Below are 18,071 nucleotides of genomic sequence, written 5' to 3' on the forward strand. Positions count from 1 at the left end.
GGCCAAGATGTCGACAACTACTGTAAAAAAGCTGCTCGTGCACACATATCTGCTGTTATTCACCATGCCTATCGTTGGAATGATTATATGGTATTTTCTCTCGGCAACCTTTAATAGCACGACAGGCCAATTTTCACTGGAGAACTTCAATTTTGTCAAAGAACCTGTCGAGTATGCGGGGGTTAACCTGCCGGCGATTTGGCCTATTGTTCTAAATACATTAGTCTATTCGTTTCTTATTGTGGTGATTGAAATTTTTATTGCCGTACCTGCCGCATATGCATTCTCCAGGCTCGATTTCAAAGGAAAGCTGGGCGCAATGAAGTTCCTGTTCCTGATGCGCTCATTTCCAGGCATTACACTCATTATCGCTACCTTTTTCATCCTTGTTCAAATGAATCTGGTGAACACGTACTTAGGCGTTATTCTCGTTGCGATATCAGGATCATTGCCAGGCAGAGTGTATATTATGAAAGGTTTCTTCGACGAGGTACCGTGGGATTTGGAATGGGCGGCTATGGTCGATGGATGTACGAGATTTAGAGCCCTCATGAAGGTGCTCGTTCCGTATGTATTGCCAGGCATCGGGGCGATTGCAGTGTTCGCCTTCTTAGGCGCCTACGGTGAATGGTTTCTATTCAAGCTTTTCATATTCGATGACAATATGCTGACGCTGGCTGGCTATCTGTCTCGTCTGGTAACGAAGGAAAATGTCATTATGAACTATGGATTGATCACGGCGATTGGTTTGTTTTACACGATTCCGCTAGTTGTGTTCTATATCTTTACTCAAAAAGTATTCCTGAAGGTCAATTTGGGAGGAGCAAAGCAGGTATGATTTCTCTTGTAAATATCGTGAAAAACTATGATGGTAAGCAAAACGAAAGCCGTGCAGTTGACGGGTTGAATCTTGAAATTGCAAAAGGTGAATTTGTTGCGTTGCTAGGTCCTTCAGGCTGCGGGAAAACGACTACACTTATGATGCTGGCTGGGTTACTGAAGCCAACTTCCGGGGAAATTTATTTTAAGGATAAGCTTGTCAATCATGTGGAGCCGAAGGATCGAAATATTGGTATGGTGTTCCAGTCCTATGCGCTTTATCCTCATTTGACGGTTCGTGACAACATCGCGTTTCCGCTTCGCGAGCGGAAAATGTCTAAGAAGGATGCGTACGAGCGTGCTCTGCAAACGAGTAAAATTTTGCAAATCGATCATCTGCTCGATCGCAAGCCTTCGCAGCTATCAGGCGGCCAGCAGCAGCGTGTCGCCATGGCGCGAGCATTGTCCAAGGACCCGGAAATTTTACTACTGGATGAGCCGATGTCCAATTTGGATGCGCGATTAAAATTGGATGTACGAGACGAAATTCGGAAAATCCAACGCAAATTAGGAGTAACGACTATTATTGTCACGCATGACCAAGAGGAAGCTTTAGCCATCTCTGATCGGGTAGCTATTCTGAACGGCGGAAAAATTCAGCAATACGCACCCCCGAATGAACTATTCCATCATCCGTCTAACCTGTTCGTCGCAAGCTTTCTAGGCAATCCGCCTATGAATTTGATTGACGGAACAGTGGAGCTGAGAGAGAACCGGCAGTGGGTGAAGACGAAACTGTTCGAATTGGAAATCCCTCCGGCGCGCAGGGTTGAGGAGCAGCACATAGGGAAAGCGGTTAAACTGGGCGTACGTCCTCATGATTTGTTCTTTCCGGAGCAACCAAATGAAGCAGCTATTATGCTAGAAATTGATCTTATTGAGCATTTAGGTAATGGACAATTAGTGAAAATGACGGATCCAGCTGGACAGTCCGATATTATGATTCGTTTACTGACTGATAACGAGAAACTGCTAAAGGAGCGCGAGACGGTCTTGATCGGCATTAGGCCAAATAAATTCCATCTGTTCGATATGACAGACGAAGGGCGCAATCTTTTGCAGTTTCAATAGAAATAGAAGGAGTAAAGGATGACAATACCCAATCTCTTAATCGATCAGCATGTGCATTCCTCCTATTCGCCTGACTCCAACTCAACGCTGGAGGAGCTTGTGCGATATGCGCTCGCACTGGGGAAGCCTGCTATCGTTACGACAGACCATTTAGAGTATGATTGCAAATATTTCAAGCAGGATGTTCATATTGACTGGAAGAGCTACCATAGAGAAGTGGAAGAGCTATTACTGCGTTATCCTATGGAGATTCGCAAAGGCATCGAGGTTGGCTTTCGAAGCGACTATAAAGACGTCATAAACGAATATTTGGCTCAGCGCGAGTTTGACGTCATTTTGCTTTCTGCGCATAATGATGGTTACCTTGACTTTTCCGAAAAGGCTTATCATGATCTGCCCATCCAGCAAAGGCTTAAACACTATTTTATGCAGGTAAGAGAGGCTGTTGACCAGATGGATAATTATGATATCGTTGCCCATTTGGATTATGTTACGAGATATACGATTTATCCAGTTGATGAAGAAGATATTGTGGCTTGCAAACCTGTTTTGTATGATATTTTGAAGCTAATCATCGAGAAGGGAAAGGTGCTTGAGCTGAATACGACAGGACTATATCGACAAGGCTGGATTCACCCTCATCCGTATATTCTCGACATGTATGTGAATTTAGGCGGCAGTGCGGTATCCATTGGTTCGGATGCACATCAGGTAGGGGATGTTGAGCAAGGCTTTGCGGAAGCGATAGAGCTGCTGCATGGCCTAGGTATTCAAGAGGTTGTGCAATTTAAGAGAAGAGCGCCGTATTTGGTGTCCATATAGTAATGACAACCACTGTCAATGTAATGGCAGTGGTTGTTGTTAGGATGGACAGGAGAACTCTGGAAATTAGCACCAGCGTTTTTTATGTGTTCAATACAGAACGTATATTTGTATATAATAAGAGCGAATGTTCTATTTTGAGGTGGTTTGAATGCAGTGGTATATCGGTGGACTTAAAACACTAAAAATCAAAATGAAAGCGTTGACATAAATTTTAACCCACTATATACTTAGCTTAGTTAAATGAATAGTACTAGGATTGTTACTGTTACGCAGGCAAAACCTAAGGAACAAAATGTTAAGATCCAAGGATCTTATGTATTTTGTTGTACTTAGGTTTTTTTATTTATAGAAAGAGAAAGGTTAAATATAAGTGGTTTCGGCATTCTGCTGAAGCCATTTTCTTCTATATTACTATGTTCACATCTGAGAGGGGCGACAAACTTGGAGTACAAATATGAAATGGTCCAGGCAGACAATCATTTTCCATTAAAAATTATAGTTCATTCCTCAAATGAACCAGTTTACATACCTGGGCATTGGCACGACAGCATAGAAATATCCTATGTGCTTTCAGGAAGAATCGATAATATCTATATTGATGGCGCGAATTATAGCTCCAAAGAGGGGGATATAGTGCTCATCAATTCAAATGCTATTCATTCCTTTTCTGTGGCTAAGGGAAAAGGAAGAGAGGCTATAACCGTTCTGATTCCTTGTGGATTTATTAGAGAAAATGTTAACGGCAGTAATCCCATTTCATTTGACTGTATATCCATTTTCGAAACCAACGAGCAGAGATTGCAGCAATTTGCGGAGCTGCGTGATTTGTTAAACACATTATTTGCAGCTTACCTCAACCAGAATAATGACCCTTTAGCACATATCCATTTAACGTCGTTATCTTATAAACTGGTGTATCTTTTGTTAAAGCATTTTAAAACCGACAACGAATCTATCCGTGGCTTTAACTCCAATAAATATTTGGAACGGCTGACGTTGATAACTGATTATATCAAAGAGAATTACGATGGGAGCTTATCGCTGGATTCCATAGCCCAGGTTTTTGGGTTATCTCCTGAGTATTTGTCCCGCTTTTTTGTCAAGCATGTAGGCATGACCCTATTTCAATATATCAATGCCATCCGCCTGGAGGGATCTTTTCGTGTTCTTATGAATACGGACCATTCCATCATACAAATTGCGCTGGAGCACGGATTTCCGAACGAGAAATCTTTTGCCAGGGTATTTAAGAAGGTTTATCAGGTTACACCACATCAATACCGGAAAGGGAACAAGGGGTGTTCTGGGGCCAGGAGTCAGTAAATGACCTTAATTAGGTTAATAAAAGGCGGGATGCAAATAAAAGAAATCATTAAAATAAACAATGTAAGCGTTTCACAAATGGACCTGGGAGGTACGACATCATGTTTAAACGGTTTAAAAAGGCTGCTAAAACAACCATGATATTTACTCTGGCTATCGGTACGACCCTGGCTTTCAGTTCTGGTGCATGGGCCAAGGATATAAAGATACAGCCCACTTCATACCGGACGGTTGCGGAGGTTAAGGATTGGGGAGCAACCATTACGAAGATCATTGTTAACCTGGGTAAGCCGGTACCCAAAGATGCGATAACAAAGGATACATTTAAGGTGCATGTAGAAAGAAGCGATAGCAGGTTGGTAAATCCCTTTGTTGAAAAAGGCAACCGGAAGATCACCAAGGCCTATGTATCGGACAAAAGCGGCAACCCTGTAAAGAAAACCGGAAACTACGTTGTATTGGAAATGGAGATCGGCCCGGCCATAACATTAAGCTCCGCTATTCATTATGATGCAGGTTCCGGGTTTAACGGATGGAATGAAAACAAATACACGATCACGCAGCAAAAAGCTATTAAAACCCAATCAGGAACGATTTCCGGCTTGAAGATTGATACTTCCACAGGTGAGATACGGAAGCTTGTTGATCAATTTACAACCGGCAAAGCTTTTTTTGACGGGGTTACTTTAACCTATGCGGACTATACGCCGGCAAAAGACAAAGTAAAAAACCCTCTAGTAATCTGGCTACACGGTATGGGGGAAGGAGGCACAGATCCAACGATTCCGATCTCTGGAAATAAAGCGGCAAATTTTGCTTCTAAGGACATTCAATCCTATTTTGGCGGGGCTTATGTGTTGGCGCCTCAGACCCCAACCTACTGGATGGATGGTTTTACAGGCTTTGGAGATGGAACCTCGAAGTATGAGCAAGCATTGATGTCCTTAATTAAGGACTACGTGGCCAAGAACAAAGACATTGATACAGATCGAATCTATATTGGCGGAGACTCCAACGGCGGATACATGACTATGCTGATGATCCGTGATTATAAAGACTATTTTGCAGCAGCTATGGTTGTGTGTGAAGCCTTGAAGGATAGCCTTATAACCGATGAACAAATTAGCGAAATGAAGGATCTGCCGATCTGGTTTGTGGCCGCCAAAACCGACACCATAGTACCGCCCAACGATTATATGATTCCGACCTACAACCGTTTAGTGAATGCCGGAGCAAAGGATGTTCATATGTCGTTATTTGACAACGTAGTGGATACTTCCGGCTTGTACAAGAAGAGCGACAAAACACCGTATGAATACAATGGCCATTGGTCCTGGATTTACGTGTATAACAACGAAGTATCGAAGGTGATTAACGGAAAGAAAACAACGATGATGCAGTGGCTAGCCTCCAAAACATTGGACTGAAAGGTATAGCTATGTAAATAAAAAGGTTATTTATCGTTAAACAGTAAAGCCTCTCATCAGCTTCTTAGAGTGATGGGGGGCTAGTTACTTCATAAATACTTTTATACAGACAACTGTTTCAGAATTTTTTTCCAGGGTTTGAACGGATACGCCAGATTCCAAGAACAAGGAATAGCTTTTATTGTTTTGCGTCCATGCTGCTTGATTTACTACATTATTATTCCCCTTTATTGTGATGTCAGTACCATGTATATCCTTTTTGGAGACTTGACTATAAATTTCATAATTTCCGCTAATATCCTCGCTGCCTTCCGCTACTCTATAACGATTGGTATCTTTGCCATTGCTATAAAAAACTTCAACGATTGAATTGCTTATGACTTGGATCAAATCTTGCTTGTATTCATCAGTAAGGATTGAAGGTGCATAAGTTGCAAAGCCTACAGATTTTTCAGCAGCTTGTAATGTTTTAAATTCTACAAGCGGATTCGGAATTTGTACATTTTCCTCTTGTGGTGTATGAATAGTAATGGTTTGTTGAGTAACGTTAACCGTTTTAGGATTGGAGAAAAGAATATTGTATATTTTTACTGGAACATATACATTACCTTTTACAGTTGTAGGAGCAGCACCTAATTTGGTTGGGGCGGACATACCAATTGCACAACATGGACGGCATGATGTGAAAATGCCAAAAACCCTTGTTGTAGCAAGGGGTTAGGAGATGTTAACTCTGATCAGATTTTTTTGAGGCTCTCATGAGTTCGTTGAACTTTTGAGTAGCCTTTTTTCTTTGGTTTGATTACATGCAAATAAGACGGCTCATTATATCTCAGAGAGCGCCTCCAGACAGACCATCTGCTAGAAGATTCAATCCAGAATAAAAAATGTAATCCGAGAAAAACATTAGACGTAAAAATGATGCTCCAACCTTTCTCTGTCTTCTGAGGAAGCGCCCAAATACTTGAAGCAGCAGCGAAGAATCCAGATGATGATTAGCTATCACTCATTTGAGTGGCTTTTTTTATCTTACATCTTTATGGTTATAATAATGTAGACATGATCAAAATGCTGTTGGACTGAAGGGATTGAAGATGAAATGACACTACCTATTTCTTTGCCAGATATTTCACAAAGGCCGCATCATCTGACGGTGGAACGAAAAATGGAGGCGTCCCCTGTTGTCCTGTATCAAGCGTGGACCAAGCAGTTCGAGCAATGGTTTGCAGCCCCAGGGTCCGTAATCATGGACGCCCGAGTGAATACAGCCTTCTTTTTCGAAACGCATTTTGAGGGAAAACGTCATCCGCATTACGGAAGATTTCTAAGACTTGAACCAGATCGCCTTATCGAATTGACCTGGGTTACTGGGGAAGGGGGCACAAAGGGGCATGAAACGGTGCTCACCGTTGAGCTTAAACTCAGCGGAAATGGCACACAGCTTCGCCTAACGCACGCAGGTTTTCCAGATACAAATTCGAGGGACCAGCACGAGCGGGCATGGCCGATGGTACTTGATCAGCTCGACAAGAAGATGATGACCAATAGCTGATTAGAAATCTGAAAGCTAATAATATTATCAAATAGAAAAAGGCATCTCACGAGTTTAATAAACTTGTGGGAGGCCTTCCCTACTCTTCGAAAACGCTCTTTAATCGTACCTTCAAATACATAGCACACCAGAAGCAGTAATGGAGTACCTCTACAATCATATGAACAGTCTCCGGCCAGCCCAATGAGGATAACGCCTTGGAACACAGCGTACCAACGATAAGAATGGCTTCAAAAACTAAAATGTCCATCAACAGCACAATGGCTGTACGGGGGTTGGTTCGTTGGAAGGGTTGTAGGGCTTTGAAATTCCAGGCCGTTGCGATCAGCTCCAGCATGATGATTCCCAGGGACATGCCGGCATATCCAAGACCGGGAATGGAAACTAAGGAATAAAGAATGATGAAATTGGCAAGGACTCCTGTTCCAAGGCCAATAAAGGGAGTTTTCTTCCGATTTTGTGCCCATAAGATGCTTGTTGTAATTTCCCGCAATCCGACGAGTAACGGTAACATCGCCAATGATTTAATGGGGATCTCAGCACTTTGCATACCAAAAACAAATAGGGAAATTTCTGAGGCATATTCAAAAATGAAGAAACCAGAGGCTAATCCCCACACCCATGCTACCTGAAGGGCGGTATGGCTTTTTTTGTAGAATAAGCTATACTCCTTATTTTGCCAATCTGAAGTTATTTTCATCGTGAGCGTATGTGTTAATGAGCCTGTAATTAAAGTAGGCATATAAGCGACGACAAGAGCGATACCTGTGACAATACCGAACATCTCCGCTGCTTCTTTGGAAGAAACCCCGGCAACCTGTAATCGTTGAGGGATGATGATCGCATCCATAAAGTCGGAAGTTGGGATAAGCAAGCGTGTAAGTGCAATAGCAAAGGAAGCTTGTACCACTAAAGGTAAATCTGCTCGACTTGATGGGGGGGATAAAGCTACAGAGGGACGGTTATACATAAAAAAAGCAGTAAGCACAGCAAAGGCTAACAATGCGCCTGTAAAAGTTCCCAGTACCGCTCCGCCTACAGCAAACTCGATGCCGGATTGAATAAATAGTGGCACCAGCAACATTAAAGTACCGATCCGGGCGGTTTGCTCTATGATTTCCGAAAGGGCAATCGCAGTGTACCTTTCAAGCCCTTGCAAATATCCGCGCAGCAGACTTAGCAAGGGAACGGCCAGTATAGCAGGGGAGAGGCATCGAATTACAAAATCGAGCTGTGGATAGCCGAGCAAATTAGCGATCGGCTTTGATAGCCAAAAGGTTAAGATACTGCATGCCAATCCTGTGAGAATCAGGAATATCGCAAATACTTTGAACAACCGCCAGCCTCTTGCTGTATGTTTAGCTGTAAACATACCCAAAGCTGTCGGCAATCCCCCTGAAATAATCATCAATATTAAGCTATAGAAGGAATAGGCTAGCTGATAAAGGCCCATTCCTTCAGCTCCAACAAGTCGTGTCATAAATACTTTTCCAACCAAACCGATGGCTTTTACAACAATCATCGCATTAGCTCTCACCATGGTTTGTTTTAATATAAGAGGTAATTTCAAATCATTTTCCACCCCATTAGAAGCTGTCCATTTTATTCCTATGACAGCAACCTCCGGGATATGAACAAGTCTTAAGGGTCATGATGCTTAATCTTGTATATGAATCAACAAATATTTGGTATTTTTATCCCACCCTAAGTCAAAGGGGACTCTGAAACGGTCTGCGGTATGGGAGTTGACTAAGGGATAGCCACTCTGATCAAATCCGACTACAACCGAGAAGTGGTCTACGTCTCCTTGTAATACGTAAGCAATTAAATCACCTGGAAGCAACTGGGGCTTGTTAACATGCTGCTGTCGTTCATTGACCGATTGGACAATATCGGAGAAGCTTCCTTGTTCTATAATCCTTCCATAGCCGGAGCGTAGCAGAAAATTTTTAAATGCGTCCGTTTGAACCCAGGATTGGCTTCCATCGTTGCGATACAAGTAATGCCACCCTGATTTCATAGGAAGCCCTCCGCCTTCCTCCTTGTCCCCGATAACTTGGGAGGAGAAGTTGGTACAATCGCCTCCTTTGGAGTTATAATCCAGGTATTTTTGATTATATCGCTGACCATTACCTGCTCCCCATGTCGTTCCTGCATACTTGTTCGCATAGTCAACGGCGCGGGCCCTGTTGTATTTATGAATAACCCTTTCTGGTGTTGCCGGATCTTTATGGGGAGTAAAAAATAAGTCGGATTTTTGAATCTTTTTTGAATTCTCTTCCAGAGGATCTGAATACCATTCACGTTCCACGTACCAACGATTATCTCTTTTTCTCAGTGTAATGCCATGACGTGTTCCAATTCCAAAATCATGCCGACCGGGATAGCTGTCGATATACTCATAGCTCAATTTCAAGGACTGAACAAGTGACACTTTTGCCGTATCGCCCAACACTATGGCCCGGGCTATCCGAATGGAACTTTTCGCATTCACAAATTTTATTTTTCGAAGCTTGGCCCATTCATGAATATATTCGGCCCTGTTTAGTTCATGAAGGTACGCATATTGGCTGCTTCGTTTATCTTTAAATAAGTAATGGTCTTCGATATGCGTTTTGTCCTGATCCATTAACAACCGGGTACGGTCATCAAACAGTTCTTGAAGAAAGGGGGTAACGTTATCCTGTTTAGCTGGCTCGGCTTGTGCATGAAATAAAGAGAAGCTGTAAGCCGGAATTATTATTAAGATCATGCACAGCAATTGTAATTTTCTGATCCTAAGCACAATTATTCATTCTCCTTGAAAATAATTGGGTTGTTTTTGGAATTGTCCTTGTTTTGAACCGTAATTTTCTCACAGGCTGAATTCATGTGTGTTAATTTGGTAAAGACGACCAGCCTTCCTTCATGCTCCTTCTTGCTTCGACTGTAGCGTCCGGCACAGGTAATCAAGTTTAAACGGTGTTCTTCTGTAGGGCCAAAAATCGTTTGAATCGGTGCTTCAGAGGTTAAGTAAAATTTTACCGACTCCACAACAAACTGTAGCTTACAACCGTCATCGCCAGTCACATACACAAAATCCCCCCTTTTCAGTTTTTTAAGAGGATAAAAAACTGCCGGGCCTGTGTATGTATCAACATGACCATCCATAATTGCATTACCTGCCGCTCCTGGCAATATACCAGTAGATAAATAACCTACTCGATCCGTGTTGCCTGGAACGCCCATTTGACCATTTTTTAAGTAGGTTACCGGTTCTATAATCGAATGAATACGAACCGCAGGAATATCGATTTTACGTGGAATGCTCCCTTGGAAAGGTTTACTTTTAACCTGTAAGGGCTTCGTCGTTTTAGTTTGTTGAATTTCAGGCTTAGCTGGGGTGTGGCTGGAGTTAGCATGGGAGCTACCTTGAGGTTCAGCCGAAGATGAACAGCTCGTACTACCCAGCAAAATCAATAGCACAATGACACGAATAATCCACTTATTGTTCATATGAAGAAAGAGAGAGGGTTAACAAGCTAACCCTCTCCTTTTACCCCTCCCTAATTCATTTGCTCGCTCGCGCCACCGAATCCGGTTTTTGGTAATTTAGTAGCCTTTGCTTTTATACTTTTCGCATGAATGCTTTTTTCTCCAATCATTTTGGCAGGTGCAGCTTCACGCGCATGTAGCTTGTGGACTTTCTCATGTTTGCTCTTGGCGTGCAGCTTGTGTTCATGTTTCGCATGAGCCTTAACCTTATGTTGGTGCATTTTGTGTTCATGCTTTTCCGTTGTGGGTGCTGCAGATACCATTGATCCTGCTGACAGAAGTACAGCCAGGGACGCTACAGTCAATATTGCTTTTTTCATGTTATTGCCTCCTTGAGATAGTTGGTAATTCATAAATATATTTTCCGTATGAAGAACGTTTTATGTAGCCAATGATTTCAAAGGAAAGGATTGGATCGGAACTTTCCAACTCTTTACTTATTCACCTCAATAAGTCCTTCAGGAGTCTCACGATTGGCAAGCAGTTCGGATACGGTGACGAAGGTAAAGCCTCTTTTTTTCAGCTCAGGTAAAATGATTTTGAGGGCTTCAACGGTTTGTGTACTTTTATATACATAATCGTGCATGAGGACGATATCGCCATTGCGAGCATTACGAAGTACCTTATTGGCGATCCGGTGTACACCGGGCTTCCGCCAATCCAGGGTGTCCTGATGCCAGGACCATAAAATTAATTTAAGCCCTTTTTCTTTAGATAGTCTGACGAGCGAGTCGGTATAGGAACCACCCGGTGGACGGAAAAGATGGGTTTCAACCCCTGTTGCTTGAACGATGCTGGCTTGGCCCTGATCCATTTCAGACAGAGCTTTGTTACGGGAAATATTATGGAAGGATGGATGATGGAAAGTATGGTTGCCAACCTCATGGCCTTCTTTTCGTTCCCGTTTAACAATGTCAGGGAGTTTTTCTACACGGCTGCCGACGACAAAGAAGGTCGCTTTGGCGTCATATTGCTTGAGTAAATCCAGAATGGCGGGCGTTTTGCTTTCATCCGGTCCGTCGTCGAATGTGAGGGCAATTACCTTGCGCTGGGTAGGAACTTCCCATACAATGTCGCCACGTTCTTCATAATAGGCTCTACCCTTTGTTGGTGCAGGGGAGGCATACGAGGCGGCCTCGGTATAGGGTGTGGCGCAAAAGCTGGCACAGAACAACGAAACAACGATACTTGCAGACAGTAATCGGTTATATTTCATTAGGCTTCTTCTCCGTTCTGACGTTTTCTCACATTAGCTTGCCAAGAAGGAGCACATACCATTCCTCGTTCCCAAAATTTATCTGCTTCTAATTCAGTTAAATTCCTGTCCAAAATGTAAAATAAATACGTAAAAACCTCCAGCTTCGTAATATGCCGATGGTCGGCTGTTCACGAAATTGGAGGTTTTTTGTTTTGTGACTGAATGGATCGAGCGTTAGCTCAGCAGTGTCACCACCAGCAGATTGTACAGCACCAGCGGCAGAATGACGTCTCTGTAGGCATAGGAACGATAGGGAGTGGGGGTGCCTGGGGGGGGCGTGTGGTGCGGCTGAGGAACTCTCAGATACAAGTGATCCGCGTCGATGTGGACAATCCTTCCTTCATACACATGATGATCCATTGTTTGAACCCGGACGGTGTGATTGACGTAAGGACCCAACTGGTGATGCAGATGATCGCGGACCCTTTTGAGTTCTGTCTGAAATTCCGGTCTGGCCTGATATAAGGTTTGCGGATTGACAGTGTTGTACGGCATTCGCCTCTGACCTCCATACTCATATAATGATGTATCGTATGCAGGAGTCTGTGCCATTGTGCAGCTACCCAGATGAGACAGGTTTTACAAAGGCATGAAACATTAACATTATGCTCCAACCCACTTGATGTTCCCTTTACATCGAAACGATACACTTACTGAGGTTGGATTGAAAAGAAAGGGGCGCTCCGTTTTGGGTGAGCTTAACAAATCTATGGGACTCGGGACGAGGAGCCAGCAACAGACTTCGTCTAAGGCCCGCGTACGCACGGGTTCGCTAAAAATTCAGAGACTGCGCGAAAACGCGCTGGCGTATACGTTTTTGGCTCCTTCGCTCATTTTGTTTGCTGTATTTATGTTTTACCCGATGATCAAGTCGGTTTATCTCAGCTTGCACTCCACAGATCCCGCAGGAAATGTTGCAGCTTATGTTGGGTTAGACAACTTTGCTACACTTTTCAGCTCGGGTCAATTCCTGCAAGGAATCAAGGTTACACTCCTGTTTACGCTGCTGACGGTGCCTGTAGGCATTTTGCTGGCGCTGGTGCTGGCTGCACTTACACATAGCAAGCTGCGGGGGATGCGTATTTTCCAGTTCGCTTTTTCGCTGCCGATGGTGCTGTCGGTCGGCTCATCTGCGGTCATTTGGAAATTTCTTTTTCATCCGACTCTGGGGATGTTTAACTACGTGCTTTCCCTGCTACATATCAATCCGGTTCCGTGGCTGACCAGCCCGGATTGGGCGTTGTTTTCCGTAGCGATCATGACCATCTGGATGAATCTCGGCTTTAATTACATTATTTTATCAAGCGGACTTCAAGGGATTCCAGATGACATGTATGAGAGTGCCAAAATGGACGGGGCAGGCCCGCTGGTGACGTTTTGGCGTATTTCCATGCCGCTGCTGTCGCCAACGATTTTCTTTGTAACCGTAGTATCCATCATTGGAGCTTTCCAGTCCTTTGCCCAAATTAACATTTTGACCAAGGGCGGTCCGGTGAACAGCACGAATGTGTTCGTGTATTCCATTTATCAGGAAGCCTTCGTTAATTTCCGATTCGGAACGGGCAGCGCACAGGCAATTGTACTGTTTGTCGTCATCCTGTTGCTTACGATGATCCAGTTCAAATGGGTGGAAAGAAAGGTGCATTACCAATGAAACGACATCTTAGTTCAACACTCGTGTATGTGCTGCTTACGATTGCGGCTGCTTTGATTTTATATCCGGTCATTTATACATTTTTTATGGCTGTTATGTCGCCGGAGGAAGCAAGCGCCTATCCACCGAGCTTTTTCCCGCATTCCTTTCATATGGCCAATTTTACCGAGGTGTTTGAAATCGTTCCGATTGCTGCATTCATCGGTAACACCTTTCTCATTTCGGGCTTGACGATGATCGGTCAGTTGATTACAGCCAGCTTGGCGGCATATGCCTTTGCCAAAATGGAATTCAGGGGGAAGAACTTCATATTCAGCATGTTTGTCGCTACCATGATGATCCCGTGGGAAGTGACCATTATTCCGAACTATCTGACCGTACGTAGCTGGAATTGGCTGGATACCTATCAAGGGCTGACAGTTCCGTTTCTGGCGACGGCATTCGGAACGTTCCTGCTGCGGCAATTTTTTCTCCAGCTTCCCAAGGAATTGTTCGAGGCGGCTCGTATGGACGGGTGCGGACATGTTCGTTACTTCCTGTTCCATGTGCTTCCGCTATCGCGCCCGGCGCTCGGAACATTGGCTGTGTATTCGTTCCTGAATATGTACAATTCGTACCTGTGGCCGTTGTTGATCACGAACAGCGAGAATATGCGTACGGTACAGATCGGAATTTCCATGCTCGAATTTCAGGAATCCACCTCATGGAATCTTGTGTTCGCGGGTACGGCCCTTGTCATTTTACCGTCTCTGCTTCTGCTGATCTTTGGTCTGAAGCAGTTGGTACGCGGGATGGCAGCGGGTGCGCTTAAAGGCTAAACAAGCCCACAAGTACAGTAACACCTGCGCAAGCAGCCTATATACAGTGCTTTATCACCAAAGAATATTGCAAGAAAATCTGTATGCGAGAATCATTTAATCAAAGGGAGAGAAGAGAGATTATGAGATTTTTTCGTCTGAAAAGTGCTTTGACCTTGCTTATCCTCACTGCAATCGTTGTTGCAGCAGGTTGTAGCAATAACACGGCGGCTGAGAAGCCAAGCAACGGTAGTGATGCGGGAGCAGCAGCAGGTTCTCCGGTGAAGCTGACTTGGTGGCATTCCATGTCCGGTAACGGTGAGAAAGCAATCAAGCAAATCGCCGCAGACTTTAACGCCAGCCACAAGGACATTCAGGTAGAGCCGGTATACCAAGGTAAATATGATGACAGCTTGAACAAGCTAAAAGCGTCGCTGGGTTCCGATAGCGGCCCGGACATCATTCAGGTGTATGAAATCGGCAGTAAATTCATGATTGACTCCAAGATGATTACTCCTGTACAACAATTTATTGATGCAGACAAGTTCGATCTTTCGCAGCTTGAGCCCAATATTACGCGGTATTACACCATTGACGGTAAGCTGAATGCAATGCCATTTAATACATCGAATCCAATCTTGTACTATAACAAGGATGCTTTTAAAGCGGCGGGACTTGATCCGGCTAATCCTCCAAAAACATATGATGAATTCGAAAAGGCTGCCAAAGCCTTGAGCAAGGACGGGAAATCCGGTGCCTCCATCGCTATCTATGGCTGGTTTATGGAGCAGTTGTTTGCTAATCAGAATGCGGATTATGTGAATAATGGCAACGGACGCAATCAGGCAGCAACGGAATCGCTGCTGAATTCGGATGCAGGTGTGAAAACCCTGACTTGGTGGAAGAAAATGATCGACGAAAAGGTTGTATCCAATCTGGGACGTAACTCCGATGATACTGCCAAAGCTTTTTCCGCAGGACAAATTGCCATGACACTGGATTCCACCGCTTCGCTGCGTAATATTGTGGAGCAGGTTGGCGATAAATTCGAGGTAGGCACTGGCTTTCTGCCAAGAGCGAACGAAGCGAAAGAAGGCGGTGTGGTTGTAGGCGGCGCGAGCTTGTACATCATGAACAACAAGCCTGAAGCCCAGCAAAAGGCAGCGTGGGAGTTCATTAAATTCGTTGCTTCCCCGGCTGTACAGGCACAATGGAGCGTGAATACGGGGTACTTCCCGATCACCAAAGCAGCTTATAACGAGCAGGTACTTAAGGACAATATGGTGAAATACCCGCAATTCCAAACTGCTGTTGACCAATTGCACGCATCGGCGCAATCCACGGCTACACAAGGCGCAGTGATGGGCGTATTCCCGGAAGCGCGTCAAATCGTAGAGGATGCAATCGAGGCCGTCTTGAGCGGACAGCAACAGCCAAAACAGGCGTTGGATCAAGCCGCACAAGAGATTACAGGCAAAATTGCGCAATACAATCAAACAGTAAAAAAATAATCGGCCTTCCCTTAAAAGCGGCTGGTAAACTTAATACGCGACCCCTTTACCAGCCGCTTTTATAAAATAACGGACCGAATAAGTGACCCCCTCACTTGTTCGGTCTGTTTTTTGTATGTCTGAATTCTCCCGTTTTTAGAACGTCCGTTTAGACGAACTGTCTAAAATTGTTTATTTTGTACATTTCCTATTGCTGGATAACTAAAAATGGGCTTATAATGAATACATATTTTTGTACTGGACGGTCAGTTCAAAAAGGAGGAAGCATGAAAAACCAGACGAAGGAAATTATTTTTAACGGTGCGCTTAAGGCTTTTTCCGAACGTGGCTTCAATGAAACCAATATGGAGGAAATCGCCAAGGTGTGCGGCATTGCTAAAGGGACCCTTTATTACAACTTCAAAAATAAACAAGATCTGTACATTTATATTTTGAAGATGGGGATGGAGCGCTTTGTTCAGGATATCCGTGAAACCATGTCTCAGGTTCCGAAGGATCAGGTAGAAACGAGGATTCACAAGCTGATTCAAGTACACGTTGAGTTTATTGGAAGAGAGCCGGATTTTTGTCGTTTGCTAGTTAGCAAGGGATGGGTTTCGCAGGAGCAGCATTTTAATATCAGGCAGGTATTGGCTGACTATTTTGATTTTATGGAAGCGGAGATCGACTCTGGTAAGTTTTACGGGAAAATTTCGAGTAAGCTGGATGCGAAAACGACGGCAAATTGCTTATTTGGTATTTACATTTTTGCACCGATGCGATCAATGGTTTGGGGAGAAACGATGAACTTGCAGGTAGTTCGGGAGAGTATTGAAATTTTTGTTTGTAATGCGCTGGGTATGCATCATAAATAGACAGATGGAGTGATGAGAACATGAAAGCTAAAAAATATACGATTTACGCCGTACTTATTGTTTTAATCGCTATAGGGATTTATGCTTTGACCGCTTTTCAAAGGGGAGGGAGTAGCTTGTCTGCGGATCAGTCCTCTTCCATTCCAACAGCTTATGTAGAATCGGATACGCTCAATGCCAGCTTTAAGATGGCGGGACGTATTGATCAGATGCTCGTCAATGAGGGCGACAAGGTGAAAAAAGGGCAGGTGTTAGCCCATCTGGAAAGCCGTGAGCTGGAAGACAAGGTGAAACAGGCACAGGCGGCATTGCTGGCAGCCCAGAGTAATGTGTCCAAAGCGAAGGCTGGCGTATTGCAGGCTCAAGCGGGAGTGGGGCAGGCACAGGCTACCGTGAGTGCAGCTCAGGCCAAAAAGAGCCAGGGCACCACAGCAGTGGGCGTGACTGCACAGGCTTCCTCCAGTCAGATCGAACAGGCACAAGCGGCTGCGGCTGCGGCCAAAGCGAAGCTGGATGCCCTCAAGAGCGGCGCAAGACCGCAAGAGCTGGAGCAAGCACAAGTGAGTGTGAAGGCTGCCAAGGAAACGCTGGATTTGACCACTAAAAATCTGGAGCGTGCCAAAAAGCTTCAAGAAGCTGGGGCAGCAACCCAAGCCTCACTGGATCAAGCGACGCTGGACCATCAACAGGCGGAAGCCAAGTACAATTCAGCATCCCAGCAACTGAATATGGTACGCGAGGGAAGCCGCAAGGAAGAAATTACGGCGGCTGAAGCACAATACCGTCAGGCATTGGCTGCGGTGAAGGAAGCACAGGCAGGAGCAGGCAAGGTTACTTTGCAGCAGGAGGATGTCAAAGCCGCGCAGGCTTCGGTAGAACAGGCGCAATCTGCTGTGAAGGCGGCGCAATCCACGGTAGAGCAGGCACAGTCGGCGGTTGCAGGTGCCAACGCACAGGTAGCCCAGGCAGAAGCTGCCCTTCAGGAAGCTCAGACCTACTTGAGCTACACCACGTTGCGTGCATCCGAGGACGGCATTGTGAAATCCAAATCGCTCAGCTTGGGTGAAATGGCCAGCGCAGGCTTCCCGGTCTATACGATTGAAACTTCGACTCAGCGTTGGGCTAAATTCTATGTGCCGGAAACGTCTTTGAATGGTCTTCAGGCAGGGGATACTGTACAAGTTAAACTGCTGTCGGGCGGCAAGGAGCTGAAAGGTAAAGTCATCTTGCTGGAATCGGCTGCCGACTTCGCTATTCAAAAACCGAGTCAAAGCTCCGGTGATAAGGATGTCCGTTCCTTTGGCGTTAAAATAGCTTTGCCGGATCTTGCTGCTTCGGTTCCGACAGGCTCCACGGTTCTGTTTACAGGCAAAGGGGCGCAGTAAT

The 18,071-nt window shown here is 44.7% G+C and carries 18 protein-coding genes; 11 read left to right on the plus strand and 7 right to left on the minus strand.

Annotated features, from left to right (window positions below; genetic code table 11):
* Nucleotides 1-7: 7 nt before the first annotated feature.
* The 5 genes from QMK20_RS06155 (at nucleotide 8) to QMK20_RS06175 (ending at nucleotide 5,525) form a co-directional block, all read left to right on the plus strand.
* The gene (locus tag QMK20_RS06155) at nucleotides 8-838 is read left to right on the plus strand and encodes a carbohydrate ABC transporter permease (protein ID WP_052646828.1); all 831 of its coding nucleotides are present in this window, start codon (nucleotides 8-10) and stop codon (nucleotides 836-838) included.
* Complete coding sequence (locus tag QMK20_RS06160) at nucleotides 835-1,950, plus strand: ABC transporter ATP-binding protein (protein WP_283655020.1); 1,116 nt, start codon at nucleotides 835-837, stop codon at nucleotides 1,948-1,950. Before QMK20_RS06155 ends, QMK20_RS06160 begins: the two co-directional genes overlap by 4 nt.
* An 18-nt stretch (nucleotides 1,951-1,968) precedes the next feature.
* The gene (locus tag QMK20_RS06165; protein ID WP_283655021.1) at nucleotides 1,969-2,772 is read left to right on the plus strand and encodes a histidinol-phosphatase HisJ family protein; all 804 of its coding nucleotides are present in this window, start codon (nucleotides 1,969-1,971) and stop codon (nucleotides 2,770-2,772) included.
* A 444-nt stretch (nucleotides 2,773-3,216) separates the two neighbouring features.
* Nucleotides 3,217-4,098, plus strand: coding sequence for an AraC family transcriptional regulator (locus QMK20_RS06170; protein WP_283655022.1), 882 nt, complete (start codon nucleotides 3,217-3,219; stop codon nucleotides 4,096-4,098).
* A gap of 101 nt (nucleotides 4,099-4,199) precedes the next feature.
* Complete coding sequence (locus QMK20_RS06175; RefSeq protein ID WP_283655023.1) at nucleotides 4,200-5,525, plus strand: prolyl oligopeptidase family serine peptidase; 1,326 nt, start codon at nucleotides 4,200-4,202, stop codon at nucleotides 5,523-5,525.
* 84 nt (nucleotides 5,526-5,609) lie between these two features.
* Here the strand turns inward: QMK20_RS06175 and QMK20_RS06180 are convergent, their stop codons facing one another.
* A complete protein-coding gene (locus tag QMK20_RS06180) occupies nucleotides 5,610-6,179 on the minus strand; it encodes a hypothetical protein (RefSeq protein ID WP_283655024.1) in 570 nt (189 codons plus the stop codon).
* 445 nt (nucleotides 6,180-6,624) lie between these two features.
* Here QMK20_RS06180 and QMK20_RS06185 point away from each other — a divergent pair, with 445 nt between their 5' ends.
* Complete coding sequence (locus tag QMK20_RS06185) at nucleotides 6,625-7,077, plus strand: SRPBCC family protein (RefSeq protein ID WP_283655025.1); 453 nt, start codon at nucleotides 6,625-6,627, stop codon at nucleotides 7,075-7,077.
* 79 nt (nucleotides 7,078-7,156) lie between these two features.
* On the opposite strand, the gene QMK20_RS06190 is transcribed toward QMK20_RS06185, so the two are convergent.
* From QMK20_RS06190 to QMK20_RS06215, 6 genes are all read right to left on the minus strand, one after another.
* Entirely contained in the window at nucleotides 7,157-8,647 is a 1,491-nt protein-coding gene (locus tag QMK20_RS06190) for an oligosaccharide flippase family protein (protein ID WP_283655026.1), read from the minus strand.
* A gap of 87 nt (nucleotides 8,648-8,734) precedes the next feature.
* Entirely contained in the window at nucleotides 8,735-9,862 is a 1,128-nt protein-coding gene (locus tag QMK20_RS06195; protein WP_283655027.1) for an amidase domain-containing protein, read from the minus strand.
* Nucleotides 9,863-9,864: 2 nt separating this feature from the next.
* Nucleotides 9,865-10,542, minus strand: coding sequence for a class F sortase (locus QMK20_RS06200; RefSeq protein ID WP_283655028.1), 678 nt, complete (start codon nucleotides 10,540-10,542; stop codon nucleotides 9,865-9,867).
* Between the two features lie 80 nt (nucleotides 10,543-10,622).
* The gene (locus QMK20_RS06205; RefSeq protein ID WP_283655029.1) at nucleotides 10,623-10,931 is read right to left on the minus strand and encodes a hypothetical protein; all 309 of its coding nucleotides are present in this window, start codon (nucleotides 10,929-10,931) and stop codon (nucleotides 10,623-10,625) included.
* Between the two features lie 113 nt (nucleotides 10,932-11,044).
* Nucleotides 11,045-11,827 carry a polysaccharide deacetylase family protein gene (locus QMK20_RS06210; RefSeq protein WP_283655030.1) on the minus strand — a complete coding sequence of 261 codons (783 nt, stop codon included), beginning with the start codon at nucleotides 11,825-11,827 and terminating at the stop codon, nucleotides 11,045-11,047.
* Between the two features lie 216 nt (nucleotides 11,828-12,043).
* Nucleotides 12,044-12,364, minus strand: coding sequence for a hypothetical protein (locus QMK20_RS06215; protein ID WP_283655031.1), 321 nt, complete (start codon nucleotides 12,362-12,364; stop codon nucleotides 12,044-12,046).
* 193 nt (nucleotides 12,365-12,557) lie between these two features.
* Here QMK20_RS06215 and QMK20_RS06220 point away from each other — a divergent pair, with 193 nt between their 5' ends.
* From QMK20_RS06220 to QMK20_RS06240, 5 genes are all read left to right on the plus strand, one after another.
* A complete protein-coding gene (locus tag QMK20_RS06220; RefSeq protein ID WP_283655032.1) occupies nucleotides 12,558-13,523 on the plus strand; it encodes a carbohydrate ABC transporter permease in 966 nt (321 codons plus the stop codon).
* The gene (locus QMK20_RS06225; RefSeq protein WP_283655033.1) at nucleotides 13,520-14,341 is read left to right on the plus strand and encodes a carbohydrate ABC transporter permease; all 822 of its coding nucleotides are present in this window, start codon (nucleotides 13,520-13,522) and stop codon (nucleotides 14,339-14,341) included. The genes QMK20_RS06220 and QMK20_RS06225 overlap by 4 nt, the downstream gene beginning before the upstream one ends.
* A 122-nt stretch (nucleotides 14,342-14,463) precedes the next feature.
* On the plus strand, nucleotides 14,464-15,831 hold the full coding sequence (locus QMK20_RS06230; RefSeq protein WP_283655034.1) for an ABC transporter substrate-binding protein: 1,368 nt from the start codon (nucleotides 14,464-14,466) through the stop codon (nucleotides 15,829-15,831).
* Nucleotides 15,832-16,097: 266 nt separating this feature from the next.
* A complete protein-coding gene (locus QMK20_RS06235; RefSeq protein ID WP_283655035.1) occupies nucleotides 16,098-16,685 on the plus strand; it encodes a TetR/AcrR family transcriptional regulator in 588 nt (195 codons plus the stop codon).
* Nucleotides 16,686-16,705: 20 nt separating this feature from the next.
* Complete coding sequence (locus QMK20_RS06240) at nucleotides 16,706-18,070, plus strand: HlyD family secretion protein (RefSeq protein WP_283655036.1); 1,365 nt, start codon at nucleotides 16,706-16,708, stop codon at nucleotides 18,068-18,070.
* Nucleotide 18,071 lies beyond the last annotated feature (1 nt).

The organism is Paenibacillus sp. RC334, assembly GCF_030034735.1.
GTDB lineage: Bacteria > Bacillota > Bacilli > Paenibacillales > Paenibacillaceae > Paenibacillus > Paenibacillus terrae_A.